General features: G+C 42.6%; 23 protein-coding genes, 1 pseudogene and 1 riboswitch. Of the genes and pseudogenes, 5 read left to right on the top strand and 19 right to left on the bottom strand.

Annotated elements, in window-relative coordinates; genetic code table 11:
• Positions 1-100: 100 nt before the first annotated feature.
• From LIZ66_RS15220 to bsh, 12 genes are all read right to left on the bottom strand, one after another.
• Positions 101-1147, bottom strand: coding sequence for a GDSL-type esterase/lipase family protein (locus LIZ66_RS15220; RefSeq protein ID WP_148461166.1), 1047 nt, complete (start codon positions 1145-1147; stop codon positions 101-103).
• A 169-nt stretch (positions 1148-1316) separates the two neighbouring features.
• Positions 1317-2672 carry a C40 family peptidase gene (locus tag LIZ66_RS15215; RefSeq protein WP_148461165.1) on the bottom strand — a complete coding sequence of 452 codons (1356 nt, stop codon included), beginning with the start codon at positions 2670-2672 and terminating at the stop codon, positions 1317-1319.
• Positions 2673-2955: 283 nt separating this feature from the next.
• A complete protein-coding gene (locus LIZ66_RS15210) occupies positions 2956-4476 on the bottom strand; it encodes an N-acetylmuramoyl-L-alanine amidase family protein (protein WP_148461164.1) in 1521 nt (506 codons plus the stop codon).
• A gap of 309 nt (positions 4477-4785) precedes the next feature.
• Entirely contained in the window at positions 4786-5772 is a 987-nt protein-coding gene (locus LIZ66_RS15205; protein ID WP_173717921.1) for a diaminopimelate dehydrogenase, read from the bottom strand.
• A 292-nt stretch (positions 5773-6064) separates the two neighbouring features.
• Complete coding sequence (locus LIZ66_RS15200) at positions 6065-6724, bottom strand: J domain-containing protein (protein WP_118577784.1); 660 nt, start codon at positions 6722-6724, stop codon at positions 6065-6067.
• Positions 6708-7562, bottom strand: a complete 855-nt coding sequence (locus LIZ66_RS15195; protein ID WP_173717920.1) for a DUF5685 family protein — start codon at positions 7560-7562, stop codon at positions 6708-6710. Before LIZ66_RS15195 ends, LIZ66_RS15200 begins: the two co-directional genes overlap by 17 nt.
• A gap of 1 nt (position 7563) precedes the next feature.
• Positions 7564-7977: a TFIIB-type zinc ribbon-containing protein gene (locus LIZ66_RS15190; protein ID WP_173717919.1), complete on the bottom strand. Its 414-nt coding sequence runs from the start codon at positions 7975-7977 to the stop codon at positions 7564-7566.
• A gap of 141 nt (positions 7978-8118) precedes the next feature.
• On the bottom strand, positions 8119-9321 hold the full coding sequence (locus tag LIZ66_RS15185; RefSeq protein WP_148461162.1) for a class I SAM-dependent rRNA methyltransferase: 1203 nt from the start codon (positions 9319-9321) through the stop codon (positions 8119-8121).
• Between the two features lie 316 nt (positions 9322-9637).
• A complete protein-coding gene (locus tag LIZ66_RS15180) occupies positions 9638-10249 on the bottom strand; it encodes an ECF transporter S component (protein WP_118577788.1) in 612 nt (203 codons plus the stop codon).
• Positions 10250-10596: 347 nt separating this feature from the next.
• Positions 10597-12225, bottom strand: coding sequence for a DUF1002 domain-containing protein (locus LIZ66_RS15175; RefSeq protein WP_173770700.1), 1629 nt, complete (start codon positions 12223-12225; stop codon positions 10597-10599).
• Between the two features lie 231 nt (positions 12226-12456).
• Positions 12457-14730, bottom strand: coding sequence for an endopeptidase La (lon, locus tag LIZ66_RS15170; protein WP_173716618.1), 2274 nt, complete (start codon positions 14728-14730; stop codon positions 12457-12459).
• Positions 14731-14929: 199 nt separating this feature from the next.
• Positions 14930-15904 carry a choloylglycine hydrolase gene (gene bsh / locus LIZ66_RS15165; protein ID WP_148461158.1) on the bottom strand — a complete coding sequence of 325 codons (975 nt, stop codon included), beginning with the start codon at positions 15902-15904 and terminating at the stop codon, positions 14930-14932.
• Between the two features lie 246 nt (positions 15905-16150).
• Between bsh and LIZ66_RS15160 the strand changes: the two genes are divergently transcribed.
• Positions 16151-17386 (top strand): nucleotide sugar dehydrogenase, encoded by a 1236-nt coding sequence (locus LIZ66_RS15160; protein ID WP_148461157.1) that lies wholly within the window; start codon positions 16151-16153, stop codon positions 17384-17386.
• Here the strand turns inward: LIZ66_RS15160 and LIZ66_RS20170 are convergent.
• The 4 genes from LIZ66_RS20170 to LIZ66_RS15145 all read right to left on the bottom strand — a co-directional run bounded on the left by LIZ66_RS20170 (position 17383) and on the right by LIZ66_RS15145 (position 22711).
• Complete coding sequence (locus tag LIZ66_RS20170; protein ID WP_368356769.1) at positions 17383-17574, bottom strand: DUF6783 domain-containing protein; 192 nt, start codon at positions 17572-17574, stop codon at positions 17383-17385. The two genes, LIZ66_RS15160 and LIZ66_RS20170, sit on opposite strands and share 4 nt — an antisense overlap.
• Before the next feature lie 64 nt (positions 17575-17638).
• Positions 17639-18361 carry a LytR/AlgR family response regulator transcription factor gene (locus LIZ66_RS15155; RefSeq protein ID WP_226815623.1) on the bottom strand — a complete coding sequence of 241 codons (723 nt, stop codon included), beginning with the start codon at positions 18359-18361 and terminating at the stop codon, positions 17639-17641.
• 134 nt (positions 18362-18495) lie between these two features.
• Entirely contained in the window at positions 18496-19251 is a 756-nt protein-coding gene (locus LIZ66_RS15150) for a tRNA threonylcarbamoyladenosine dehydratase (protein ID WP_148461155.1), read from the bottom strand.
• A gap of 241 nt (positions 19252-19492) precedes the next feature.
• Positions 19493-22711 (bottom strand): hybrid sensor histidine kinase/response regulator, encoded by a 3219-nt coding sequence (locus tag LIZ66_RS15145; protein ID WP_118577792.1) that lies wholly within the window; start codon positions 22709-22711, stop codon positions 19493-19495.
• A 52-nt stretch (positions 22712-22763) separates the two neighbouring features.
• On the opposite strand from LIZ66_RS15145, the pseudogene LIZ66_RS20165 reads away from it, so the two are divergent.
• Positions 22764-22901, top strand: a pseudogene (locus LIZ66_RS20165) (DUF6783 domain-containing protein); the annotation flags it as partial.
• A gap of 78 nt (positions 22902-22979) precedes the next feature.
• Positions 22980-23070: riboswitch (cyclic di-GMP riboswitch) on the bottom strand.
• Between the two features lie 74 nt (positions 23071-23144).
• Here the strand turns inward: LIZ66_RS20165 and LIZ66_RS15140 are convergent.
• Positions 23145-23345, bottom strand: a complete 201-nt coding sequence (locus LIZ66_RS15140) for a hypothetical protein (RefSeq protein WP_226815622.1) — start codon at positions 23343-23345, stop codon at positions 23145-23147.
• Positions 23346-23452: 107 nt separating this feature from the next.
• Here LIZ66_RS15140 and LIZ66_RS15135 point away from each other — a divergent pair, with 107 nt between their 5' ends.
• From LIZ66_RS15135 to LIZ66_RS15125, 3 genes are all read left to right on the top strand, one after another.
• Positions 23453-23620, top strand: a complete 168-nt coding sequence (locus LIZ66_RS15135; RefSeq protein ID WP_173716616.1) for a hypothetical protein — start codon at positions 23453-23455, stop codon at positions 23618-23620.
• 84 nt (positions 23621-23704) lie between these two features.
• On the top strand, positions 23705-23977 hold the full coding sequence (locus LIZ66_RS15130) for a type II toxin-antitoxin system RelB/DinJ family antitoxin (protein ID WP_118578232.1): 273 nt from the start codon (positions 23705-23707) through the stop codon (positions 23975-23977).
• Positions 23974-24243 (top strand): type II toxin-antitoxin system YafQ family toxin, encoded by a 270-nt coding sequence (locus tag LIZ66_RS15125; RefSeq protein ID WP_227200979.1) that lies wholly within the window; start codon positions 23974-23976, stop codon positions 24241-24243. Before LIZ66_RS15130 ends, LIZ66_RS15125 begins: the two co-directional genes overlap by 4 nt.
• Positions 24244-24350: 107 nt before the next feature.
• On the opposite strand, the gene pnuC is transcribed toward LIZ66_RS15125, so the two are convergent.
• The gene (gene pnuC / locus LIZ66_RS15120) at positions 24351-25031 is read right to left on the bottom strand and encodes a nicotinamide riboside transporter PnuC (RefSeq protein ID WP_227200980.1); all 681 of its coding nucleotides are present in this window, start codon (positions 25029-25031) and stop codon (positions 24351-24353) included.
• 587 nt (positions 25032-25618) lie between these two features.
• The gene (locus tag LIZ66_RS15115; protein WP_148461151.1) at positions 25619-26059 is read right to left on the bottom strand and encodes a GNAT family N-acetyltransferase; all 441 of its coding nucleotides are present in this window, start codon (positions 26057-26059) and stop codon (positions 25619-25621) included.
• Positions 26060-26403 lie beyond the last annotated feature (344 nt).

Here is a 26403-nt window from a genome sequence, read left to right as displayed (position 1 = left end):
AGCCGGGGCTAATACTTCAATTATTTTAGGACATTTTCAAAAACGCTTGACACCCTTTGAAAAGATTTTTGTTATTTTTTTATCAACCAGATGTTGCTAGTCACGGCGTGACCAGCAGCGTCATTTTTTCCTGAATCTTCTCCACCAGGATTTTCGCTGTTCTTTCATGAGATCTGTGCCCTGGGTGCTGCCTTGATCCAAATTCTCCTTCCAGTGTATCCGGAAGCTTCACAAATTCTACGCGTTCATCCCCTGTTTTTCTTTTATAATTCCCCACCGCTTTCTCAAGCGTTGGTAAAATCTCATCTCCAAGCATTCCATAACACCACAGAATATAGCTTTCCGGATTACATACGCGCAGTTTTCTCAAAAAGTCTTCCACAGCCTTTCCAACCCTGTCCATATTCTTCGTGCCGCTGCTGTCGTTTGTCCCCAGATTCACCACGATCACATCAGGCTGAAACTTCTGGAAATCCCATTTTTCCATAGCACCCAGTTGTTTGTTTCTTTCTCCATTTAAAAGACCGCACACCTGCTCATAATATAGCGGGATTGCCTGCTGCTCATTGCCTTCCCAGGAACAGAAAACGCCCCAGCCGCTCTGACTGATGCAATTGTACACCGCGCCCAGTTCTTTTGCTGCCATATATGCATAATTATCCACGGCATTGAAGCAAAAGGAATTCCATGTCATTTCTTCTCCTGCACCGCTGCCGCCCTCACCAGAGGTAATGCTGTCCCCTATTACCTCCAATCTGAGCTTTGGTGTTTCAAGAGGTAAAAACTCACCGTCAGTTTCAACCTCCAGAAGCTGAAGCAATGTTTTTTCATCTGTGGGAAACGCAGGGGTATCACGAAGAAGCTTTACATTTCTTACCTTATCCCTTTCCATATTACGGAAAAGACAGATTTCCTGTTCTCCCTTATTTACCATAAGCCGTTGGGACAATACGCCGTCTACGATCACATCCACCCATGGCTCAAAAACATCATAATCGGAGCGGATTTTCACCCATATTTCTGTTGCTTTTACGTTCAGTTCAATTCCGGAAGCAGTCCAAAATAGTGTTACCGGTTCCAGACTGCCATTCGTTCTTCCTAATATTCTTAAATATGGAATTTCCTTCATCTGATAATGGCTAAGCATTTTTCTCCACCTCTCATCTGGCTATACGAAATATTTATGTTACGATTTTCAGACAATACTTTTATTCTTACTATACTTCTTTTTTCTTTGCTTTTCCACATTATTTTCAGTAAAAAGCCCCTTCCGGATTTTCATTTCCGGAAAGGGCTCACAAATTCATTTATTCAGATTACACAAGACGTCTTACAGAAGTAATCGTTCTGTATGCAGCATTATCGCTGACCTTGATACCATCTCTGGCATTGGATGCATGTACGATCTGTCCATTTCCCATATAGATTGCAACATGTCCGCCATAGCAGATCAAGTCGCCTGGCTGTGCATCTGCATAGGACACTTCGTATCCTGCATTCTGCTGCTCATAAGATGTTCTTGGAAGACTTACGCCAAAGTTTGCATATACACTCTGCACGAAGCCGGAGCAGTCAGCACCACTGGTAAGGCTTGTTCCTCCCCATACATATGGGTTTCCAACAAACTGTGTTGCATAGGATACAACAGAAGAGCCGGAACCTGAAGAACTGCTGGCTGATGAACTGTCAGAAGAACTATCTGAGGAACTGTCGGAGCTGTTTGCATCGGAATTGTAATCAACTGTATTGTCAGTATCAATTACATTACCATACTCATCATATTCATAATCAGAAGATCCATCAGAAGAACCACTTACAACATTTCCATCTTCATCATACTGAACCTCTTCTGAGGAATTATCTCCGTTCTGAGCTGCTTCCTGTGCTGCTGCAGCCGCTGCGGCCTCTGCCTCTGCCTGACGTCTTGCCTCTTCTTCTGCTGCAATACGTTCTGCCTCAAGCTGCTCAATTTCTGCCTGCTGCTGTTCCAGAAGGTTCGCATACTCAGTAGCCTGCTGCTGTGCGTATGCGATCTCATTCTCGCAATCAGCACTGTTCGCACGGGTTACATCCAACTGATACTGAAGGTTAGACTGCTGAGCCTCATATTCTTCCTTCATGGTCTCAAAATCAGCTTTCTCCTGCTCATACTGATCTTCTAACTTCTGAACCTCCTCAATCGTTCTAGCATATTTCTGAAGGCTCTCTCTGTCCTGCTCATACATCTGCTGTGTATACTCAGCTCTGGTAAGAAGGTCTGCAAGGTTATCTGCATTTAACATCATCTGGAACCATGCATTGTTTCCACCTTTTTCATAAAGATACTGAATACGTTTCTTCATGGCGCCGTACTGTTTATCCTTGGCATTCTGAGCCTTGGTCAGGTCACCCTGTGTTTTCTCAATTTCTGCTTCCTTGGAAGCGATATCACTCTCAAGAGTCTGAATGGAAACCATTACATTTACAAGATCAGAATTCAAAGATTCGATCTGGCTCTCAAGCTGCTGCTTCTGATCCCACAGGGCACTCATGCGTGCGTATGTAGCATCCAGCTGCTGGCTTGTCCAGGCCTGCTCTTCTCTTAAATCGCTCTCACGGTCAGCCATTACGCTTACAACCTGTGAGCCGCACATTAAAATTGCCAGTGTCAGACATACAATTCTTTTCTTCATGTTTCATCACCCTCGTTAATCTTTTTGATAATCTAAAAAGCTCAATTTGTAATATGTTTGCAACATTTCATTCAATCTTGCTACATATTAGCACACTCTCGCAAAGATTTCAACCCTAAATCGCAATAAATTTTAAAACTTTGTAACATTTCGTAATACATTTGTCTAAATAAGAGAACACAGAGCGTGTTTGTGCAACAGAGGGGGAATTCAAAGATTTCCGCTGTTACATAAAAAGAGAACCAGTATTTTCACTGATTCTCTCTTGTATATTACTTAACCATTATTTTCCAAACAGATCGTACAAAATCTGGTCTGCTGTCATATTATAATAACCATCCGGATCGGAAAGTGTATCTCCATTCCATCTCAGATAGTTTCCATTTCGGATATAGTTTCCAACGGATGGATGATAGTTGAAGATGCTGTATCCGGAATACAAGGACATATACTTCTTCGCAAGGGCTGCAGCCTCACTGGAATAGCTTCCCGTAGGTGTGGTAGTTCCGGAAATCTGGACACCTGCCTGCGGAGTGGAATGAATGATAACAACACTCTTATCACTGCACTGTCCAAGAACGATCCATGTATGACCATCATTGTATCCGATATCGCCAGGCTTCAGCTCCCATCCATTCTGTGACAGATAAGACTGATTTACGATTGATCCCCAGCCTTTCCCCTTGTAATAGCTTCCAATTTCACCTGAAACCACTGTGTATCCATATCCTACACCGGACTGTGTCTGCATTACCTGATAAGCAGACCAGCCTACAAAGCCTGAACAGTCAAATCCTTTCGCACGATTGGAAGTAGAAAGATCACGGTAATTATTGTAATCATAACTGGATGGATTCGCTGACCATTTATTATACCAGCTGGTCATGGTATCGCTGAGACCCTTTCTTGTGGAATCATTCCATCCGCCGCCCCATACGTAAAGTGCTTTTCCAACAGGTAAAAGTGCTCCTGCAAGATAATTCTTGATGGTCTTATTTCCTGTATTTCCATTCGGAGAAGGATCATCCTTCTTCTCTCCCTGACATACACCAGTACTGGAAAATGTATATGTAACACCATCAATAGTCTGTGTGCCTGTGTACATCGCGCCTGTAGTAGGATCAAAATAGTACTTTGTACCCTTGTCTGTATTCTCCACCCAGCCCGTCGCCATAGCTCCGGAGCCGCTGTAGAAATAATAGGTAACATTATTAATTGTCTTAAATCCAACTGCCATGATTCCATTGGTAGCAGTTTTCGATGTAGTGTCAAAATACCGCTTCACTCCTGATGAGCTAGTCAGCCAGCCTGTGGCCATAATTCCCGTTTTGGAAAAATAGCGGATATTTCCTTTGCTGTCCTTTACAAAACCGGTAGCTGCAACGCCTGATTTCGCGTAAAGGTAATAGGTCTTTCCGCCAAGCTTCAGCCACTTTTTCTTCATGTATCCGGTTGACGGTGCAAAGTAACGGCGCTGTCCCTTGGAATTGGAAAGCCATCCAGTTACCATAACACCTGCTTTGCTTGTGAAATAACGCTTTCTGCCCTTTTTATCTTTCACCCAGCCTTTCACCTGAACACCGGTAGATTTATTAAAATAATATTTCTTACCGTTCAGGGTAAGCCATCCTTTGACTTTCTTGCCGTTTTTATAGTAGTATGTTTTTCCTTTTACTGTACGGAATCCATTCTTCGTGGCAGCCTGTACATCTCTTGATGTACTATGGCATGTAAAACCGGCTGCCATAAGCATTACCAGCAGCAGGATACTCCAAAGTCTGAATTTTTTACATTTGTTTTGCATACTTACCTTCCTTTTTAATTAATCTGTTGCTGTCCACAGGTAATACTGCAGTCCAGCAAACACAACCCCTGTTATTATCATCTTCAAGTTTTTACAAAGTTGTTACAGCTTTATGTAGCTCATTATATTACAATTTCCATCTATCGTCAACCCGAAAGTAAAACTCTGTAAAGTTTTCACAATATTTTCGTATTATTTTTCTTTAAAAGCAATGATTTCAAAGGTATTTTCCATAAAAAAAGAACAGTCCCACACAATGTAAAAGAACTGTCCTTTTATAAATTCTGTAATATTTCTGTTATAAAGTGATTATAACAAATGTTTTCTTAATTCTTCTCCGCTCAGAGCGCTTAAGTAAGCAGGTGCTACATCAAATACCGTCTTGCAGCCATTCTGTCCTTCCTGGTTCATGCGGTATGCAGCTCTGGCATATGCAACAATTACAGAAGAAGTAAATTCCGGATTGGAATCCAGTTTCAGGCTATATTCGATCACATGACTGTTCTCATCGTTCCAGCCGGTCTTGCCTGTGCGGATTACAAATCCACCGTGCGGAATTCCGCTGTGGTCACGCTTCAGTTCCTCTTCGGAAATAAAATGTACTGTGGTATCGTATTCATCAAAGTAGTTCGGCATAGTCTTGATCTCATTCTCAATTCTTGCAAGATCAGCGCCTTCCTCAGCTACTACGAAACACTCTCTGGTATGTTTCTCCCTTGTAGTAAGCTCCGGATTCTTTCCGCTTCTTACTGCTTCCAGTGCAGCCTCAACCGGGATAGTGTACTGTTTGCCATCCTTTACCCCTTTGATACGGCGGATTGCATCAGAATGTCCCTGGCTTACGCCTTTTCCCCAGAATGTGTAATCCTTTCCGTTTGTCAGGATTGCATTTGCATACATGCGGTTCAGGGAAAACATTCCCGGATCCCAGCCTACAGAAATAATTCCAACATGACCGTTCTCTGAAGCTACTTTGTCCACATTTGCAAAATGTTCCGGGATTCTCTTATGGGTATCAAAGCTGTCTACCACATTGAACCACTGGGCATATTTCGGTGTCTGCTCTGGCAGGTCAGTAGCACTTCCGCCGCAAAGAATCATAACGTCGATCTGATCTTTCATCTTCTCAGCATCATCTACAGAATATACCTTCGCTGTCTCTGTCAGAATTTTAACACTTTCAGGAGCACGACGGGTAAAAACTCCCACCAGTTCCATATCAGGATTGTGTTTGATCGCACATTCTACGCCACGTCCCAGGTTACCATATCCCAGGATACCAATACGAATACTCATTATTTGATTCCTCCTATACTACCGCACGCCAGATGCACAATCCCCACAAATGGTCATGCAGCCCCCAAAAGCTGTATTATCCCATACGAACGTCAGATGCTTCACGTCTGCGGTATCTATATCTATTTCACGCTTTAACAGTTTAATACGTGCGAGTTTTCTTGTCAATTAATTTTTAACAAAATCTGTCATTCAAAGGTTACTGTTCTCTGGTAACATCAAAACACCTCAAAAAAGAATACTGTACAATGGCATCCTTCTCCACGGTACAGTATCATAAACTTCTACTTTATCAACAGCACAGCACTCCGCTTCCCGGACAGCACATTCCGCAAAGCGCATTCGCCAGACAAAGCTTCAGGCACATATCATCCCCTGCCACTGGCATTCCTCCAAACGGTCCCTGCTGTGTCTCATACCAGCTTCCGCCACCTTCCATCCGGTTCAGGAGCATACGGTACTGCTGATTATTCGGCTCCTGGCGCACAGCTTCACGAATATGCTCCAGCGCTTTTACATTATTCCCCATTCCCATGTTCGCCATGGAGGAAATATAATACCACTCTCCATTCTTCTGGGAAAGGGAATTCAACACATTCATAGCCTCCTGATAATGTCCGCTCTGAACAAAATTAGCTGCTGCACGTCTGCGCACACTTTCTTCATCTTCGTAAGTGCTCTGGCGCTGCTGTCCTCCAAAGCCGCCAAATCCTCCATATCCATAACCACCGTATCCGCCGGAAGATCCACCACTGCTTCCATACTCGCGTTCTCTCATGATCTGCTCATATGCCTGCTGTACTTCCTTAAACTTCTCTTCTGCCTGATCCTTGTTCGGATTGTTAATATTCGCATCCGGATGGTACTTCCGGCTTAACTTTCTGTATGCCTTCTTTATTTCTTCATCTGTTGCATTTCTGGAAACTCCCAGTACGCTATATGGATCCAACATGTTCTTTCTCCCGTTCTTCCCTGCGTTTCCTGCTCACTTCCTCGAAGCGGCACCACACACCGGAATATAAAATGTTCCGAAGAATATCCCCATATTTAATAATAGGAAGCTTCTCGAATTCTCTGCAGGTTTCTGCCATCATCATCATAAGGATCTGGCGTACTTCCCCTTCAAACCCTTCCATTGTATATTTTTCTGCGAAAGGATTGTAATCTTTATTTTTCACATCTTCTTCCACATCATCATATGCATCCAGAAGATAGATGAATTTGCCAAGATAAAAGCCAATTCTTCGAAGGCTTTTCTCCCACTCATCCTGCCTGTAAGCAAGAATCTCCTCCATAATATGCCCAAAAATCCCGGACATTCTGTCTATATCTGTCTCTCCCTGTTTCTCCAAAGCGGAAAGCTCATCCAGAAGTTCGACGATCCGCTTCGCCTTATCTGGATAAAGTTTTAACAGACGGTTATTTTTCCCCTCGAGAAGCCTGGCGTAACCAAGCTTCACATATTTTCTGTCATCGTTCCAGTCATCCAGACATTTATAATAAGTTAAAAGTATATTCATGTCTGCACAGTATTCTGTCATCACATTCTTTCGAACTGGCTGTTTTCTCATAGGATGAAGAATGCATCTGGTAGTGCCCTTGTACGTCTTTGGCTCATAAAGGCCGGAAAGAAGCATGATCACAAAAGTCATATCATAGCTTAATGTAATCTGGCCGGATATCCCGTATTTCTCACGCAGTTCCCTGCAGAGTCCGCAGTAAAAGGACCTGTATACGTCAAAATCCTTCATCTTGATCTCCGGCTTGTTCATTACAATATATCCAAACATATCAGCGCCTCTTTATAAATTTGGTATGACACTTGGGACATTCAATCTCCACTTTCTTAAATCCGCCTCTGGGAATACGGATTTTCTGACCGCAGCCAGGACAGCTGTAAATATGATAGTCCTTGCGCTGGCTCATCATTCGCTTCTCTTTCTGGAAACGGGCTCTTAACTTATCTGTCATCTGAAGATACTTCTGATTCTCCTGATAACGTTTGGAAATATTTTTGGAAAAAATCCTGAAATAAGTATAAACAATGGCAGCCATTCCAAACAGATCCAAAAATGCGCCAATTCCACTTCTGGTCCCAGTAAATACGGTGAGCACAATAGCAGCCAGTGCCACTCCCATAGTGAATCTTGCGAACTGATCTACTCCGTTGCGTCCCTGCATAAATCTCATAAATTTTTCTTTCAATAAAATACCTTCTTTCTTGTGAACTTATCTTCCTGGAATAAGTTTCTGTCGCTCTTTTGTTATTATATTATTTCCCTATCCCTGATTCTGTACATTCACTATTATGGTTCACAAAACAACCAGCAATCATTCCGTCTTTTCCTATCTGTCGCTGCAGACTTGAAAAATGTAAAATTTCAGATAATAAGATTCATCAGCAGACCATAAGATCGGATGATCTGGTGCCTGGGTGCGATATTCTACCTGACGGAGACGTTTATGCACATTTCTGGCAGCCTGCCCGATGGTCTGGGTAAAAAGCTGGTAATCCATAAAATGTGAACAGGAACAGGTTGCAAGGAAACCGCCGTCTTTCACCAGCTTCATGGCACGAAGATTGATCTCACGATAGCCTTTCACTGCATTCTTAACAGAGCTTCTTGACTTGGTAAATGCAGGTGGATCCAGAATCACCACGTCATATTTCTCGCCTTTCTCTTCCAGTTTCGGAAGAAGATCGAAGACGTCCTCACAGATAAATTTTACAGAATCAGAAAGTCCGTTTAAAGCTGCATTGGCTGTAGCCTGATCAACTGCAAGCTGTGAAGCATCCACACCAGTTACTTCTTTCGCTCCTGCATATCCTGCATTTAAAGCAAAAGAACCAGTATGGGTAAAACAGTCCAGAACTCTGGCATTCCTGCAAAGCTTCTGGATTGCCAGACGATTGTATTTCTGATCCAGGAAAAATCCTGTCTTCTGACCGTCTTTTACATCCACCTGATATTTTACACCATTTTCCACAATTTCAACCAAAGTAGGGAACTCTTCACCAATAAAGCCCTTATATGGCTCCATTCCCTCCTGCTTACGTACTTTCACGTCACTTCTCTCGTAAACGCCGCAGATCCGGATACCATCCTCTGCCAGAACTTTCTTCAGAAGTTCCACCAGCATCTCTTTATAACGGTCGATTCCAAGTGCAAGGGACTGTACCACCAGCACATCAGAAAACTTGTCCACAATAAAACCCGGCAGAAAATCTGCCTCTCCGAAGATCACGCGACAGCTTGAAGTATCCGTTACTTTCTTACGATACTCCCATGCATCCCGCACTCTTTTCTCAAAAAATTCCTCATCGATCACAGTATTCTCATCTCTTGAAAGAAGACGTACCACAATCCTGGAATTCGTATTGATGAATCCTCTTCCCAGAGGATATCCGTCAAAATCATGAACCAGTACAATATCTCCATTTACAAAGCTTCCCATAATAGAAGCTACTTCATTATCAAAAATCCACATTCCGCCGGATTTCAAAAGACGTCCTTCTCCCTTTTTCAGGGTTACTACTGCCAGACTCATAGCACTACTCCTTTGCTTTTGCGATTTAGGTAACATTGTAGCACACAATTTCTCAATTTGCCAGTGTTTCCAGGGGTTCTGAGAAAAAGTCATAAAAATTTCACTAATCTTAAAATTTTATAAACTGCCAGCCATTCATCTTCTTTTTTTAACAGACATCTCAGTCTCATTAACAACACAAAAAAACTCCGGACTGCCTGAACTCGCTTCCTATCGTCAGATTCTAAATCTGACTTTCAATGGCGGTACACGGTTCAGACATTCCAGAGCTTTCACTTATCTTATATTCTGACTTTTCCAGATGGTTATTTTCTTCTTATTTCGCATTCGCTGCAGTTACATATACATGAATCAGATTTGCCTTAATAAGGGCTGGACGAACTGCATTGTAAATAATCACAACCAGGATTGTAGATACAATTGCATTTACAAATGTAGCACCGGCGCTTAATTTTGCAAGGATGCTCGCTACTTCCTGGGGCTGACCAAGAATGTACTGTTTGTAGAAATAGCCAACGATGGGATCTGCGATCACATTAAAAGCAAGACCTGCAATGGAAGCGATCAGACTCCATTTGAATACGTATTTCTTGTCGTTCGTCTCATTGATCTTTGCAATCTTGTGGGCTACAAGACCTGTTATAAGACCGATGCAAAGCTTCAGGACAAAAGTCTTGGGTGCTCCTGTAATGTAAACCGGATCCATAAGGTCTGCAATAGTCATTCCAATAGAACCAGCAAGACCGCCGTACCAACCGCCAAGAAGCAGAGCTCCAAGCACGCAGAAGGTATTTCCGATGTGAAGAGAAGTAGCATCTCCACCCGGTACCGGAATCTTAATCTGCAAAAATGTAAAAGATACATAGCAAAGTGCTGCAAGAAGTGCAGTCTCTGCAAGTTTCATAATGGTAGAATTCTGTTTGTTCATAGGTTTCTCTCTCTTTCCCGGAAACCTGGTACATATTGAAAAACATTCTGCAAGATGTGCCTCACAAGTTGCAGGAATGATTTCTCAAACAAGCTCCAATGTTTCCTGTTTAATCACTGCTTTTTATACTGCAGTATCTAATTAGCACTTATCATAGCGAGATACTGGTATGTCTTCAATAGACAGTTTTGATTATTTTTAAGAGGACAGTTATTTTCTGCAAAAAAAGGTACAGTCCCCAATATCCCACTGGATATCAGTTTCTGTACCTTTTCCACCAGCAGACATGTCATCTCCTGGAGCATCAACACATACTATTCAACAGTATTCTTCCGAATTCAGGTCTGTTATTCTTCGTAGGACTCTTCATCAATAGTCTCGTCATAAGACTCATCGCCTACTTCATCTGTAGCACTTTCATCTGTTGTCACATTTTCAGAGCCGTCAGCTGAATCACTGGATTCTGAACTCTCACCATAAAGTTTCTCAAAGAACTTCATAGTATCTTTATACAGGGTATCTTTATCATCAGAAGATACTGCATCGCCAAGAACATCAATATCCTCAGAAGACTCACCATCATCGATCACATCAATGCCGAAAAGTTTCTTCATCTCTTTATCCAGCATATTCAGTTCTGGTGTAATGTATTTCTCAGTTCCATCCTCCTGATAGGAAACAGCACCATTTCCAAGGATACCAAGGTATTTCTGAAGAACTTTGATGGAAAGCTTGTTGGCTGTGTCAGAATCAAGTGTTACAGTAACTGCAGCATCATCTCCCATTACTTCGTAAAGAGCATCCTCATCACCGCTGTACTCTCCCTGACAGAAGGTCTTCGCTTTTTCAAATTTCGCTTTCGCATCATCGCCAAGGAAATCTGTATTCAGCTGGGATATATCTGTGATCTCTTCGGAAGAATCACTGCCATCACCAGTATCTGTTCCGCCAACTTCACTGATGTCACCATCAGCTGGCTCATCTGTACTTCCATCTGTGTTCTCGCCGGAATCATCAGAAGCCGGAAATTCTTCCCAGGATTCTTCACCGGATTCGTCTGCAGCTCCAGTCTCCTCAGCAAGTCCCGGATCCTCTGTAGAACTCTCGATAACATTGTCACCAAGAGCACTCTGGTCTACATTATCCACAATACTGTCCTCATCATCTGATGAATCACTGCTCTCCTCTGCCTTTCCTGTTACATTGTCATTTACACGCTCCAGAGTTTCCTGCATCTCAGAGTAATCATAGTCCTGCTGGGAAATCTGCTGAAGCAGGTTTACGATGGTATTAATCTCATCATCTGTAAGAGTTACATTGTTATTATTGGAGATATTTACGACAATATTGTAGATATCATCTGCATTCTGAACATTGTCTGCAATAACCTGCATTTTCGCCTGGTTAATAACAGTGGTAGCGTCATTCTGTCCTACAGAATCAGCAAGATTACCTGTAACTACCATCTCCTCAGTAGCAAGCTCCTTCTTGGTCTCGTCAAGCTTCTGTCCACTGGCAGTCTCATATGCCATCTGGATACCAGTCAGTGCTCCTGTACCGGATACCTCGAATGGGCATGCAGCAACAACCTCACAGTTGGTAACACCAGATGTGGAAAGGGAACTTGCAATCATATTGCAGGTAACCCAGTTCAAATTGGCGGTACGAACCTTGATGCCACCGGATGTGGTAGGCTTCACATAAGCGCAGCTCACTGTTCTTGTACCAATCTGCTCCAGCGGAACATAGGAACTTAAGTGATCCCTCTCATCCTGATTGGTAACGTAGATAATCTGTACCTGGCTGGAATCTACTTTAAAATATTTCAGCATGGTGTTCTTCTGCTCATCTGAAAGATCTGCGCCAAGTGTAACAACCTTCATAGCATCTGCCATAGCCGGTACTGTGGGAACCATGCTTCCCATAACCATTGATGCGCTGCAGAGTAGCGTAGCTAATAATTTGCCTTTCTTCATAACTTTTCCTCCAACTTTCTGTCCGGGTTATAATCTGATCTTTAATGAAAGCCTCATACTCTGTAACGGCTTCCATGCACTGCACTTCTGTCTTTGCAGTTGTTTCATTTAGTACACTTATTATAACATACTTCTTATAGTTTTTGTAATTTTAATTGTTAATTCTCTCTTTGAACCTGAAAATATGTTTTGGTAAAAAAATTATTATATCAGCAGCTTTTCCAGAGCCTGTTACCGTGCAGGCTGTAAACAGTAATCCAGAACCTCCTGCACGGTCTTAACTGGTGTAATCTCAAGCTTCTCTTTTACCTCATCGGCCACATCATCAAGATCATCCATATTCTCATATGGAATAAACACATGCTTTACGCCAGCTCTTTGGGCAGCCATCAGCTTCTCCGGCAATCCGCCAATAGGCATAACACCGCCGCGAAGGGAAACTTCTCCTGTCATTGCTATTTCTGCTGGTGCAGGCTTTCCTGTCACCAGAGAGGATAATGCAGTTACCAGCGTGATGCCTGCTGATGGGCCATCCTTGGGAACTGCTCCTGCCGGCACATGGATGTGAAGATCATTTTCCTTGAATTTATCTGCAAATTCCGGATAGAGGGACTTCACAAGAGTAATGGCAATCTGGGCGGACTCTTTCATCACATCTCCAAGCTGTCCGGTAATGATCACCTTTCCATCGCCTTTTGTAAAAGAAGTTTCGATAAAAAGGATTTCTCCACCAGCACTGGTCCAGGCAAGACCGGTTACAACTCCAGGCACTGGGTTTTCCAGAATCTTCTCATGATGAATTCCATGTCCCAAAAATTCTGCTACACGCTTCTCACTTACCGTAATGCTCTTCTGCTCACCCTTTACCAGCTTCACAGCTGCATATCTGCATAACACATCCATCTGCTTCTTCAGTCCGCGGACACCAGCCTCCGCTGTATACTCTTCAATAATGCGGCGGATTGCCTCATCTGTCACCTTCAGATTCTGGGCTTTGATTCCCATGCTCTTCATTGCTTTCGGCAAAAGATGACGTCTCGCGATCTGAAACTTCTCTACTGCAGTATATCCAGGAAACTGGATTACTTCCATACGATTGAGCAATGGCTCAGGAATGGTATCGGTGGAATTGGCTGTACACACAAAAAGCACATTGGAAAGATCATAAGGAACATTCATATAATGGTCTGTAAAGCTTCCGTTCTGCTCCGGATCCAGCACTTCCAGAAGAGCACTTGCCGGATCACCGCCGTAATCTTTGGCGAGCTTGTCCACCTCATCCAGTACCATAACCGGATTTGCAGCTCCGCTTCTCTTCATTCCTTCCATAATCCTGCCTGGCATAGCACCTATGTAGGTTCTTCTGTGTCCTCGAATTTCCGCTTCATCACGGATTCCACCAAGACTGATACGCACGTATTTACGGTGAAGCGCACGGGCAATACTCTGTCCGATACTGGTTTTTCCAGTTCCAGGCGCACCTACAAACAATAAAATGGAACCAGACTGTTTCTTATTAAGAGCCATAACAGCAAGCTGCTGGATAATTCGCTCTTTTACTTTTTTCAACCCATAATGGTCTTCATTCAGGATTTCTTCTGCCTCGTTCAAATCAATTTCAGCAGGTTCCTCTGTCTTCCAGGAAAGACTTGTAGCAAAGTCCAGATAATCATACAGCATACCATACTCATGGCTGTCTTTTCCTTCCTGCTTCATGCGGTTCAGCACCTTTTCAGCTTCTTTGCGTGCTTCCTCATTCATGCCGGATTCCTGGATTTTCTTCTGGAAACGGCGCACATCAGAAATATTCTCCGGATGCATTTCGTCCAGCTGCTGCTGAAGAAATTCGATCTGCTTCCGGATAGCGGACTCCCGGTAAACTTTCTCATTGGAGTTCTTCTGCGCAGTCTCAGCTTCCTCACTGACACGGAAAATCTCCATCAGCTCATAGACAGCCTCTTCCATCAGATGCATGCGTTCTTTCCTGGAATCCACCTCGATCATATGGTATTTTTCTTCCCAGGAAAGGCTCATGTAACCAGCCAGGGCACTGACGGCTTCCGGATAGCTTTTCCAATGGTAGATCATGCTGCGTACCCAGACGCCCCACTGAAAGCCTTTTGCAAAATCCATCAGTTCTTTCTTGATCTTATCAAATTTCTCCTTTTCTTCTTCCGGGGAGATATCCTGGATATCCGGAAGATCTACCGCTTCTGCCTGAACCATGCCGTCAGTATATTCTACACGAGTCACCTGCACTCTTTTTCTGGTAGTAATCTTGACGCTGCCTTCCTCGTCTATATTCTCAATGATTCCCATCACGCCCACTGGAAAAATATTTTCCATGGAAATTTCCTCTGGGGCTATTTCTTTCTTCTGTAAAACGAAGAGAATTTCTTCTCCGATATTCTGTTCTTTAATTCTGCCTTCCGGAAACATATCTTTTTTAAAGAAAAATGTAACTTCCGGTAAAAGAAGAAGTTCATAAACTGGTATTGTAATCATACATGTTTCCTCCTTGTATTGTTAGCACTCCTTTAATATGAGTGCCAGATTTATTCTATAGAAAATGGCGAACTCATATGAATTCGCCATCTGAATCTATGATAGTTCATTATAGCACTAAATTAAAATTTTGCAATAAGAATCGAACATTCTTTCTGGAACATGGTAGTTTTTTGAAACATTTATTTCGAAACGGGAGCTAATTTTGCATTCTGATCTGTTCCCCTTTTATGGGCGCATAGGTATAAAGCTTCTCACCTTCCAGGTCCGCCTTGTGCATATCCACAGCACTGATCTGGTGGTTGTCGTAAGTATTATAATAGTAAATTCCCTTATCCGTATTACAGCAGGAAGTATATAGCGTAATCTCATACTTGTCTTCTCCCAGCTTGCAGCAGCCCCTCTGCTGGTCTACGCTGCCAAGAATGTGGAAAAACTGGCTTACACTTTCTTCTTCTGAATCCCCGGACAGAGAATTCATTTTTACAAAGGCCACCCGCACAAATCTTGACTGGGAGGAGAGATCTCCCGGCAGTCCCATGCCACCCATTCCCCGGCTGTACTGATTCAGTTCCAGATTTTCTGAAAAAGTGTTACTGCGGTTTTCCACAGCCAGCTGCATATAATTGTTCAGATTAAACATCTGATAGTTAAAGGGCGGATTGTTTGTGAGGACACCTACTGGATTATCATATATTTTCATTCCCTCTTCCAACGACTCCAGGGTAATACATTCCTCTTTGTCCGCAATAATCCAGTGCAGCTGCGCAACTGGCAGATCAGGAAGAAATGGGGTGTCAATCAGGTTCATATTCTTAAGAAGCTGGCGTGCTTCTTTCACTGTAGCACATTTTCCCAGAATCCATGGGATCAGTTCGAACTGAGTGATATTGTCTTTCCCCTCTACAGGCTTCTTGTAGCTGGCATTTCCAACGAAATTAAGGCCGGCGATTCCAAGACCTTTCTCATTGACCGCATCATAATACAGAGGATAGTTCTCCATAACACATGCCATTCCGATCATGGCATAATGATTTTTCAGCTGACCGCCTTCTCTTAAGTCAAATACATAATTTCTAGGCGTGATCACTACCTGGTCTCCATAGGAAATCTCATAATCCAGAGTTCTTCCAAAATAGAAATCCTTTGTTTTATAGGTTGCTGCTGTACACATATTCTGTTCCTCCATTCATCAGAGACTGTTTAAAAGTCAGTTCTGTATTACTGTTCACTGGTAACGTTCTGTAATCTGCATATTCCAAAAAGTTCCCAAGGCGTTGTATTTTCCAGTCTGTCATGTTATTATTTATAAAAATTGTGCATGAACGGTTCATCATTAGTGTTATATATTGTAGCACAAACTGTGAAAATTTAAACTCTTTTTTCCCGATTTCACACTTTTTTAAGAAAGGAACTTACCATGAATAAATCTATTGCAGTCGCAGGTACCGGATATGTAGGGCTTTCTATTTCTGTACTGCTGGCTCAGCATAATCATGTTGTTGCAGTTGACATAATTCCGGAGAAGATTGCTTTGATAAACCAGAAGAAATCTCCAATCCAAGATGAATATATCGAAAAATACCTGTCGGAAAAGGAACTGGATCTTACGGCCACCTCAGACGGAGAATCCGCCTACGCAGAGGCTGATTTTGTGGTAGTGGCCACCCCCACCAACTATGACAGCAGGAAAAATCATTTCGACACTTCCGCTGTTGAAGCTGTACTAAGCCTGGTCACAAGGGTGAATCCTGCTGCCACAATTGTGATCAAATCTACGATTCCTGTAGGCTACACAGAATCTATCCGAAAGAAGCTTCACAATAACAATATTATTTTCAGCCCGGAATTTCTCCGAGAGTCCAAGGCCCTGTACGACAATCTTTACCCAAGCAGGATCATTGTCTCCTGTGATGAACACACCAGAGAAGCAGCTCATACTTTTGCAGCACTTCTTCAGGAGGGTGCTCTTAAAGAAAATATCGACACCTTGTTCATGGGATATACGGAAGCAGAAGCTGTAAAACTTTTTGCCAACACCTATCTGGCACTTCGTGTTTCCTATTTTAATGAGCTGGATACTTACGCGGAAATGAAGGGGCTGAACACCCGCGATATTATCAATGGAGTCTGTCTGGATCCCCGGATCGGAACTCATTACAATAATCCTTCCTTTGGCTACGGCGGCTACTGCCTGCCTAAGGACACCAAACAGCTTCTTGCCAATTACAACGACGTTCCTCAGAATATGATGTCCGCAATCGTGGAAAGCAACCGTACCCGAAAGGATTTTATTGCTGATCAGGTACTGCAAAAAGCCGGCTATTACAACTACAATGAGGACAACCTTTATCAGTCAAGCCTGGAAAAAGAAGTGGTTATCGGCGTCTACCGCCTCACTATGAAGAGTAATTCCGATAATTTCCGGCAAAGCAGCATTCAGGGTGTTATGAAACGGATCAAGGCAAAAGGCGCCACTGTCATCATCTATGAGCCCAATTTGGAAAACGGTTCCACATTTTTTGGCAGCAAGGTTGTAAATAATCTGGAAGAGTTTAAAGAAAAAAGCCTGTGTATTCTGGCGAACCGTTATGACAAGGTCCTGGACGATGTGAAGAAAAAGGTTTATACAAGGGATCTGTTTTCCAGGGATTAAGAAACGAAAGCGTGTCTAAAAAAGGCTTCCGCAAGATGTACATCACAATTTGTGGGAGATTTTGCCCGGATGAGGGCGCCGCAGCGGGCTGCGTAGGTCGAATTCGAGCAAAATATACCGCAATCTGCACCATACAAAAACAGGCAGGAAACATAGCGATCAAGAGAGCAATAGCTCCGTTTAATCACTGTGTTTCCTGCCTGTTGTCTATGAAATCCGTTTTTTATTCACCATACTGGCAATTGCTCTCTTTCAATTGCCGGATGACTTTATCCTGAAATAGTGATTATAAGCATCCAGCACATCCTTACGTCCTCTCACGCGAATGGGAACCCGTTCTCCATTTCGGAGTAAAAACTCCTCTTCTACATCTGTAATGTGATCCATATTTACCAGAAAGCTTTGGTGGCAACGCAAAAAACGGGGATCCTCTATCTTTTTCTCAAGATTCCCAAGTTTTTCCGCAGTTTCAAGCACCGAACCATCCAGCATATGTAAGGTTACTGTATGGCGGTCACTTTCCAGGTATAAAATTTCATCCACGAAAGGATAACGATACTGTCTTCTGCATTTCACGGAAATCCGCCTGCGAAGCTCAGACTTCAGCAGTCTGTTTAAAATTGCTGTGGTCTGCTTCTCTTCTGCAGGTTTCAGAAGATAGCCGGATGCTTCTACCTCATAACTTTCAAGCGCAAAATCAGGTGAAGCAGTCAGAAATACAATAGGCGCTTTTACTCCCAGGTCACGCAGCTTCCGTGCCGTGTCCATTCCATTCAGATCGCCCATATAAATATCAAGAAAAATCAGATCTGGCCATATATAGCCCTCTTCAATGTCTGCAAGGAGGCTCTCTCCAGATTCATATTCCTGGATCTGCGCCTCCCTGCCATTTGTCTGAAAGTACACCATCAACTGACGCTTCAGCACAAAACGCTCAACTTCCACGTCGTCACATATGGCAATTCTGTTTACCAAAGCTCTCCCAAAGCCTCCTTGTACTTGACTAGTTTATTATAACACAACGTTCCCTCTCGGGGAGAAATCTGCATAATCGTCACGTTTCAGAGCATAATCCTCAATTACCTGCACTCCCCACTTTGTGGGATCTTTCAAGGCTTGCAAAGATCCTTCACAACCTCTCCGGCAATGATCAGTCCTGCAACAGACGGCACAAATGCTACGCTTCCCGGAATATCACGACGCTCTGTACATTTGTGCTTGGCACCTGGCGGGCAGATACAGTGGGTTCTGCAGCTGATGGACATATCCTCTATCGGTCTTGTAGGGATTTCCTCGGAATAAACCACTTTCAGCTTACGGACGCCACGTTTCTTCAGTTCGCGGCGCATAACCTTGGCAAGAGGGCAGACCTTAGTCTTATAAATGTCCGCAACTTTAAACTGGCTTGCATCCAGTTTGTTTCCGGCACCCATAGAACTGATGATCGGAACCCCTTTCTCCTTTGCCTTCATGACAAGGGAGATTTTTGCAGTAACGGTATCTACTGCATCTACAATATAATCATATTCTTCAAATGGAAAATCGTCTGCATTCTCCGGCAGAAAAAAACACTTATGTGTCTCCACCTTCACGTCCGGATTGATTTCCAGCATACGCTCTTTCATAACATCCGTCTTGTATTTTCCCACTGTTTTTCGCGTTGCTATGATCTGGCGGTTCAGATTCGTAAGGCATACCTTGTCGTCATCGATCAGGTCAAAAGCACCTACCCCGCTTCTCACCAACGCCTCACACACATATCCGCCAACACCGCCGATTCCAAATACTGCCACTCTGGCACCGGCAAGCTTCTTCATCCCCTCTTCTCCAAGAAGAAGCTGGGTTCTTGAAAACTGATTTAACATAAATTTTTCTCTCCTCAATGAAAGACAGGCAACAGACTTTCAAACAGACATTTCTCTTTCAATAAGAAAACTGCGGTCTGTTCTATCTTCACATAAAAAGCCTGGGAAGCTTATCCACCCAGACTTTTGTCCACATTACCTTTCGGAAATATTTTATAATGACTGTGTTTTTCTGTCAATTATTTTTTCGCCTACACATAAATAAATTACAGCGTTCCTGTTCACTCCGTTCGCAGTATCATTACAGCCATTTTTTCAAAACATCACTCAGCTTATTCATATCCAGCGGCTTTGCGATATGTCCGTTCATACCTGTATTTTTTGCCAGCTGTACATCTTCTGCAAAAGCATTGGCAGTCATGGCAACAATTGGCAGTTCTCCTTTTTCACCGGGGAGGCTTCTAATTGCTGCGGTTGCCTGATAACCATTCAGAACAGGCATTTGGATATCCATAAAAATAAGGTCATACCGGTCTTTTGGAGAAACCTCCACTTTTTCAACTGCAATTTTTCCATTTTCGGCTGTCTCAACTTCTGCCCCTGTCATCTGCAGGATTTCCACTGCAATTTCTCTGTTTAACTCATTATCCTCGACCAGCAGAATCCTTTTTCCTGTGTAATCTGCTTCTGACAGATTCTCCAGATAATTCCTTGCTGTTTTTTCTTTTTTGTCAGAAACAAACTGCCGCAGTGTAGCGGTCAGCCTGGAACGGAATAACGGTTTTGCAATAAAAGCATCTACACCTGCTGCCTTTGCATCTTCTTCAATCTCGCTGAACTCATAAGATGTCAGTACAATGATGGTAATCTCCTTCCCTATCCGTTTCCGAATCTGTCTGGCAGTTTCTATGCCATCCATATCCGGCATCTTCCAGTCCAAAATAACAGCAAAGTAATCATTTTTTAGCTCATGACGTGCATAGCAGCGCTCAACGGCTTCTCTGCCGGAGAGGACCCATTCGCCTGTAATTCCAATCTCCTTCAATGTCGCAACTGTACTTTCACAGCATGTCTTATCATCATCCACAACCAGAACCGGCAAATTCATCAGATTTTCATCCTTTTCTTTCTCTTTTTCCTGAAGTTCAAGATAAATTGTTACCGTAATTTTAGTTCCCTTGTGTAAGGTGCTGTCCACTTTAATATTACCATTCATCAGATTTACAATATTTCTGCTGATTGCCATTCCCAGACCAGTTCCCTGAACTCTGGTTGTCCGATGGTCATCTGCGCGGCTGAAGGGATCAAACATGATTTTCTGGAATTCCGGCGACATACCGATTCCATTATCCTCAATCGTGAATTCATAGCATCCAAGCTCCGAAAATCCATTTGGCTTTTCCTCTATGGAAAAAGTAATATTCCCGCCATCCGGTGTATACTTGATCGCATTACTCATCAGATTCACAAATACCTGCTGAATCCTCAGACTGTCACCGCAGACATCCTCATGTTCAATATGATTAATGTGTATATCAAAATTATGTTTATGTTCATCAAGCACCGGTCGCGTAAGTGTAATAAGATTATCCACCAACTCTGACAGATTGAAATCTTCCTGTGCCAGTGTCATTTTTCCACTTTCAATACGTGCCATATCCAGCACTTCATTGATCAACCCAAGCAGATGACGGCTTGATTCTGTAATCTTGCTGAGACATTCAATAACTCTGTCCTGACTCTCAATATTTGCTCCGGCGATTGCTGTCAGACCCACAATGGCATTCATCGGTGTCCGGATATCATGGGACATATTGGAAAGGAATTCTGTTTTTGCACGATTTGCATTTTCTGCGGACCGGTAAGCCTCTTTCAGTGCCTGACGGGATTCAATCTCTGCTTTCTTCTCCTGTGTCACATCCATGGATGCCAGCAATACCTTTTCCAGCTTTCCATTCTTCCATTCCAAGGGAATATAAGAAGCGATTTTATAAGTCTTTTCATCCAGGCTGCAATACTCAAACTTATAAATATCATTTTCGCTTTTCAGATTTTCCCGGATATTTTCCGGGGCTATCAGAATATCTATAGCTTCCAACGGTTCCAGTGTCTTATACTTTTCAAGAACCTGCATCTGAAAATCATGATAGAAGCCCAGAGGTTTATATATCATCTGTCCATTCAGATTGTAGAATTCATATCTGTCATTTTCCAGATCACAGACAACAAAACGGTCAACCAGACGCACTATGCTCTGAATCAGCTGCTCCATGGAAGCATTATCCGCTGCCATCTGCAGATGCCGTGCGCTCTCTACCTTTGCCTCCGTAATATCCCGCAGAAAAATCATGGCATATTCTGAATCCTCTATCTCGCCACGTATGATCACATTACGGACCCATCGTTCTTCTCCCTTCAGAGTGATTCGGCACTCCAAAGACAATTCGGTTTCCAGACCCTTCAGTTTTTCCGCAATATAGCCACGATCATAAAAAGCAGATACTGCCTTCTTATCTGTTTCCACAACATAGGAATCCACAAAATGCCGGATCAGTTCATCCCATGTATGACTCTGTTCAAAAACAGTCATCAGGGACGGTTCAACCTTAAAGGTATCAAATGTGTTTGCTTCCAGGTTAACATAATATTCGCACAGATCTGTTTTCGTAAAGGCACGGTGGAAAGCTGCTGACTTTTGTGCCTGCATAATTTCTTTTTTTTCCGCATCAATATTAATAAAAATCCCGGCAATCCTGCTGGCAGAACCATCCAGCCGGCGTATTACTTCTGCTGATGCCCGAAACCACTGGTACTGATGATCCTTCATTCTCATACGGTACTCTACCTGGTATTTTACCTGATTCGTCTTATCCGCAATTGCCGCCTGAAGCTGCATCATTACTCTTTCTTTATCCTGTGGATGCAGAAGATCTGACCAGGATTCCAGTTTATTCGGAAAATCCAGAGTATCATGATAGCCAAGCATTTTTCGGAACTCATGGCTCCAGTTTGCATTCACAATCTCACTGTTTTCGTCACAGTCAAAATACCAGAAGCCAGAACAGATAGCCTCATTGATCAGTGCCAGATTTACATGATCCCAGTTGACCTGTACGGACATAATCCAGATCTGTCTGCCTGCTTCATCTGTCGCATCCTCTTTATAAAGCCGTACATTATTCACTGTACCGTCCGCTGTAAGGATCTGCGCTTCCCCGGCTCCGTGGATCTGCAAAAAACGGTCTCGATCCAATATACTTATATCCTTGCCGTAAAAAAAATTCTTCAATGAGCCTTTTGTCTGCTTCATAAAAGAATCGAACGTATGTCCTATACTATGTAGCAGCAGATTACTCACAGACAGAATAGACAGATTTTGGTCATAATATCCGGTCAACATACCTACCCCGCCATTATTTTCCAGTGTTTTCTGTATTGCCTGTGATAAATCCTGTGTTTGTCCAGGTACCGTCTTGTTTAAAGAATATATTTTATCCTCATAATTTTCCTTATATAACATTTTATAAAAACCCTCACTCTGTTTGATGCGTGTTTGAAAAAAGCTTTCTGCAAAATGTGGCGCGCAGATTGTAGGAATGCTTTTTCAACCACGCTCCAGAACATGCTCCGGCAAGTTCTCGTACATATTTTGGCATATAAAAAGGACACCTGACAAACATCCTGCCAGTGTCCCTGCTACATCTTTTTAAACTCACACATCCATATACATATAGTATAAAAGGTATCGGAATCGCTTCCGTTCTCACGTCTTTTCTATATATGGAAACAGCAGCAACCGGCTGACATGGTCAGACTTTCTGACTTTAGCCCCTTCTGGCTTTGCGTCCCTGCCTTTCAGCAAGTTTGCCTTTAAATAATTCCCATTTTTCATCAAAAATAAAATACCATGAAGTTTCCGGTGCGTCAATAATATTTTGATAGAAAATCTGTGTTTATGAACCATTCGCAAAGTCGAAGATGTCTCGCACAATCGTTACTCTGTCTTTGTCATATTCCCCGAAGTTCTGAATCATGCAGCAGCCACCACCAACAACTACATATAAACGCATCAGCTCCGGATTGTATTCCCTTTCTCTCAGCTTATGAAAGATTTCTCTTGTGTAATCACTGGCAGCCTTACGGATTACAGCCAAATACTTTTCTCCGATGTCTGCTGTCCCGGCACGGATCACCTGTTCAATCTATAGAATATCCAGACGGATGTGGAGTCTAAAAAAAACTTCACGCAACTGACCGCCCGATGACCACACCCTTGTTTCTGCTTCGCTGCGTACAGCTCGGAATCTCCAGCCGGGATCTGGATCTTCTTACGATTGGGATGGTGAACGACATGTACGCAGAAAGCAGCAATGATGAGTACAAAGGCTATGCGCAGATCGCTACGCAGAGGGATTTTGATGCATTTTAGCAAATTTATGTGCCTTATATAATGACAGTGTGTTGACATTAGACACGCATTTGAGTATACTATACTTGAATGGAGGTGTTCTGTATGGCAACAACTAATTTAAATATTCGTACAGAGAAGGCAATCAAGGATCAGGCGGAGGAAATCTTCAATGAGCTTGGTCTGAATATGACAACTGCTGTAAATATGTTCCTGAGAACCGCTATCCGTGAGCATGGTATTCCTTTTGAATTAAAACTGGAAGTACCGAATGATACGACAGCCGCTGCCATTGAGGATGGCAGAAAAATGATGAAGGATCCTTCTGCTCCGCGTTATTCCAGTATGGATGCGCTTAAGGCAGCTCTCGACGTATGAAATACGACATTCAGTTTACCAATCAGTTTAAAAAGGATTTGAAGCTTGCCAAAAAGCAAAATAAAAATCTTGATAAGCTGTTTGAGGTAATCGATATTCTGGCGAATGGCGGTACGCTGGATGCAAAATACAGGGATCATGACCTTACAGGAAACTATAAAGGCACGCGTGAGTGTCCGAAACGAGAAATACATCGACGAGGCCCTGGTAAAGCGCTGGCTCGAGCGAATCACCGTTTGGGAGGACCACTTCACTGTGGAGCTTAAGTCCGAACTAAAAATTGATATTGATGAATAATCCCAATAGATGCACAACACCCTCTCGACCATGATGGCCGGGAGGGTATTTTCTACATCCACAAACCAGAATTGTCTTAACACTGTGCTGTTTCTCTTTTCTTCCAACATATGAATCCATACATGTCATTAAGAATAAATATCAAGAAATTTACAACCACTGGAATATACCCCGGGTCCTTAATTGATGCCAGTATCCATAAGATAATCAGCACGATGTCATTCGATGCATATCCCAAAGCATAATAGGAAGACCGTAACATAGTGAGTGATGCAGCAAAAAAACTTGTTACTACCGAAATGGTACTAAATATCAGATTCGGCGTGTTAAGTTTTTTTAGTAATATATAAAATGCAATTGTCACTACCACATTGCAAAGAACAAGAACTCCTGCTCCTTTTCTTGTAATTTTTCGTATTTCTACTGTTCCATCACTACTGTTTCTCGCATTTTTCAGCCATGTCACAATCGACCAAACAGACATCGGAAGTGACATAAATAAGTAAGTAAACATCTCTCCCCAGTAGCGAAAACGGTATGATATTATCGCATACTGGATGCAGAAAATCGTCATCAATATCGGTGCCCATACATTTCCCTGTGCGGCAAATATCAGTGAAGTTACACCAATACAAGTTGCAGTAAGTGTCAAAGCATCTACTCTTCCTGCCATAATATTGGACATAACAACAATAGCAATAGACACGAACCAAAGTGCCCATTCTCTTTTGGTCATTCTTTTAAATGGATTATTCATTTTTCTAATTCCCTTCATACGTTGATTTGAGACAACAGGAAATTAGATATATTTTATACCTGTTGTCTCTTAAAATTGGATACCCTTTATATGCTTCTCTTGCGAAGCAATGGCACCCTTCTGCATATGAAGGATTGCATAATTACTTTCGTGAAATTGATAATATCCAAAAAACATAATTTTATCCTCTATAACGCTCTGACAAATCGCGATTCACCGAATTTTCCCTTGCCATCTAATCCACTGCCTCAAATCGTGACATCTAATCCGAGGTTACAACCTGACACACATTTTGCAGTAGATATGTTTCCATATAAAACAACCGAGCTTTTTCAGGAGTTAGGCTTCTATTCCCAACTTCCGAAAAAGCCCGGAAATACGCCGCTTTCTGGCACTTGATTTTATTTTCTTGACATCAAGACTACCGTCTCAACATGCGTTGAGACGTCTGAACTGCTCTCTTTTTTACTCGTTGGTTTGCGAAAATATGTCCAACGTCTCATCAGTTTGTGGAAACATATCAATGGATTACAGCTTCTCCATTGTATGTTTTTGGTACAGTTAACTTCTAGAATAACCTACTTACTTCAACGTATCATTTCAATGATAAATTGTTCTGTTCCCTCTTCCAATTGCCTTACTCCACTTGGAGTAAAACCGTGTCGCAAATAAAAGTGCTGCGCTTTTGTATTCTTCTCAAGAACCCATAGTGAATTACAATTCCTACTTACGGCAAAATCTAATAATTTACCTCCGATTCCCTGATCCACGAAAAACGTATCTACATACAATTCCAAGACTTGCGTTCCCTGAATATGAATGAACCCCTTAACAAAATCATCTTCATATACATAAAATTCCTTAAGTATCTCTGGGTGCTCGATGTATTCTTTTGCCAACGGATAAACTTGTATTTCACCAAATGAAACCATATCATCGTGAAAAATTTCTCTATAGTTCATCCGCTTGGAGAATACTGATATCTCAGCAATTCTCGATGCATCTCTATCTATTGCTCGTCTTATCATGACTAATTCTCCTTTTTGTAATAAACTGAAATTCATCAGCATCTCTGCCTTCCTCTTTTATTCCGCAGGGATTATTTCGCCTCGGTTAGATACGTCCCCCATCGCTGAAACCATCTCTACCAGGCCATTCCATCAACTTCCGATTTAAACAATTCTCCACATATCTAATCCACTGTCTCAAATCGTGACATCTAATCCGGGGTTACAACCTGACACACATTTTGCAGCGGATATGTTTCCATATAAGAAAACCGAGCTTTTTCAAAAGTCTGGCTTCAAATCCAAACCTCCGAAAAAGCTCGGAATCTATGTTTTTTAATTTGTCTACGCCACGCCGGATGCGC

It is taken from the genome of Blautia faecis (genome assembly GCF_020554845.1).
GTDB classification, from domain to species: domain Bacteria; phylum Bacillota; class Clostridia; order Lachnospirales; family Lachnospiraceae; genus Blautia_A; species Blautia_A faecis.
Note: the sequence above shows the minus strand (reverse complement) of the source record. Positions and strands in the feature narration are given on the sequence as shown.

Bases quoted from the DNA above. Each gene is read 5' to 3' on its own strand.
- bsh (WP_148461158.1), bottom strand. From the start codon at position 15,904: ATGTGTACAGCAGCAACCTATAAAACAAAGGATTTCTATTTTGGAAGA.
- LIZ66_RS15185 (WP_148461162.1), bottom strand. From the start codon at position 9,321: ATGAGTCTGGCAGTAGTAACCCTGAAAAAGGGAGAAGGACGTCTTTTG.
- LIZ66_RS15210 (WP_148461164.1), bottom strand. From the start codon at position 4,476: ATGCAAAACAAATGTAAAAAATTCAGACTTTGGAGTATCCTGCTGCTG.
- LIZ66_RS15130 (WP_118578232.1), top strand. From the start codon at position 23,705: ATGGCAACAACTAATTTAAATATTCGTACAGAGAAGGCAATCAAGGAT.
- pnuC (WP_227200980.1), bottom strand. From the start codon at position 25,031: ATGAATAATCCATTTAAAAGAATGACCAAAAGAGAATGGGCACTTTGG.
- LIZ66_RS15150 (WP_148461155.1), bottom strand. From the start codon at position 19,251: ATGTTAAATCAGTTTTCAAGAACCCAGCTTCTTCTTGGAGAAGAGGGG.
- LIZ66_RS15205 (WP_173717921.1), bottom strand. From the start codon at position 5,772: ATGAGTATTCGTATTGGTATCCTGGGATATGGTAACCTGGGACGTGGC.
- LIZ66_RS15125 (WP_227200979.1), top strand. From the start codon at position 23,974: ATGAAATACGACATTCAGTTTACCAATCAGTTTAAAAAGGATTTGAAG.
- LIZ66_RS15180 (WP_118577788.1), bottom strand. From the start codon at position 10,249: ATGAACAAACAGAATTCTACCATTATGAAACTTGCAGAGACTGCACTT.
- lon (WP_173716618.1), bottom strand. From the start codon at position 14,730: ATGATTACAATACCAGTTTATGAACTTCTTCTTTTACCGGAAGTTACA.
- LIZ66_RS15135 (WP_173716616.1), top strand. From the start codon at position 23,453: ATGACCACACCCTTGTTTCTGCTTCGCTGCGTACAGCTCGGAATCTCC.
- LIZ66_RS15145 (WP_118577792.1), bottom strand. From the start codon at position 22,711: ATGTTATATAAGGAAAATTATGAGGATAAAATATATTCTTTAAACAAG.
- LIZ66_RS15195 (WP_173717920.1), bottom strand. From the start codon at position 7,562: ATGTTTGGATATATTGTAATGAACAAGCCGGAGATCAAGATGAAGGAT.
- LIZ66_RS15215 (WP_148461165.1), bottom strand. From the start codon at position 2,672: ATGAAGAAAAGAATTGTATGTCTGACACTGGCAATTTTAATGTGCGGC.
- LIZ66_RS15115 (WP_148461151.1), bottom strand. From the start codon at position 26,059: ATGATAAGACGAGCAATAGATAGAGATGCATCGAGAATTGCTGAGATA.
- LIZ66_RS15175 (WP_173770700.1), bottom strand. From the start codon at position 12,225: ATGAAGAAAGGCAAATTATTAGCTACGCTACTCTGCAGCGCATCAATG.
- LIZ66_RS15200 (WP_118577784.1), bottom strand. From the start codon at position 6,724: ATGTTGGATCCATATAGCGTACTGGGAGTTTCCAGAAATGCAACAGAT.
- LIZ66_RS15220 (WP_148461166.1), bottom strand. From the start codon at position 1,147: ATGCTTAGCCATTATCAGATGAAGGAAATTCCATATTTAAGAATATTA.
- LIZ66_RS15160 (WP_148461157.1), top strand. From the start codon at position 16,151: ATGAATAAATCTATTGCAGTCGCAGGTACCGGATATGTAGGGCTTTCT.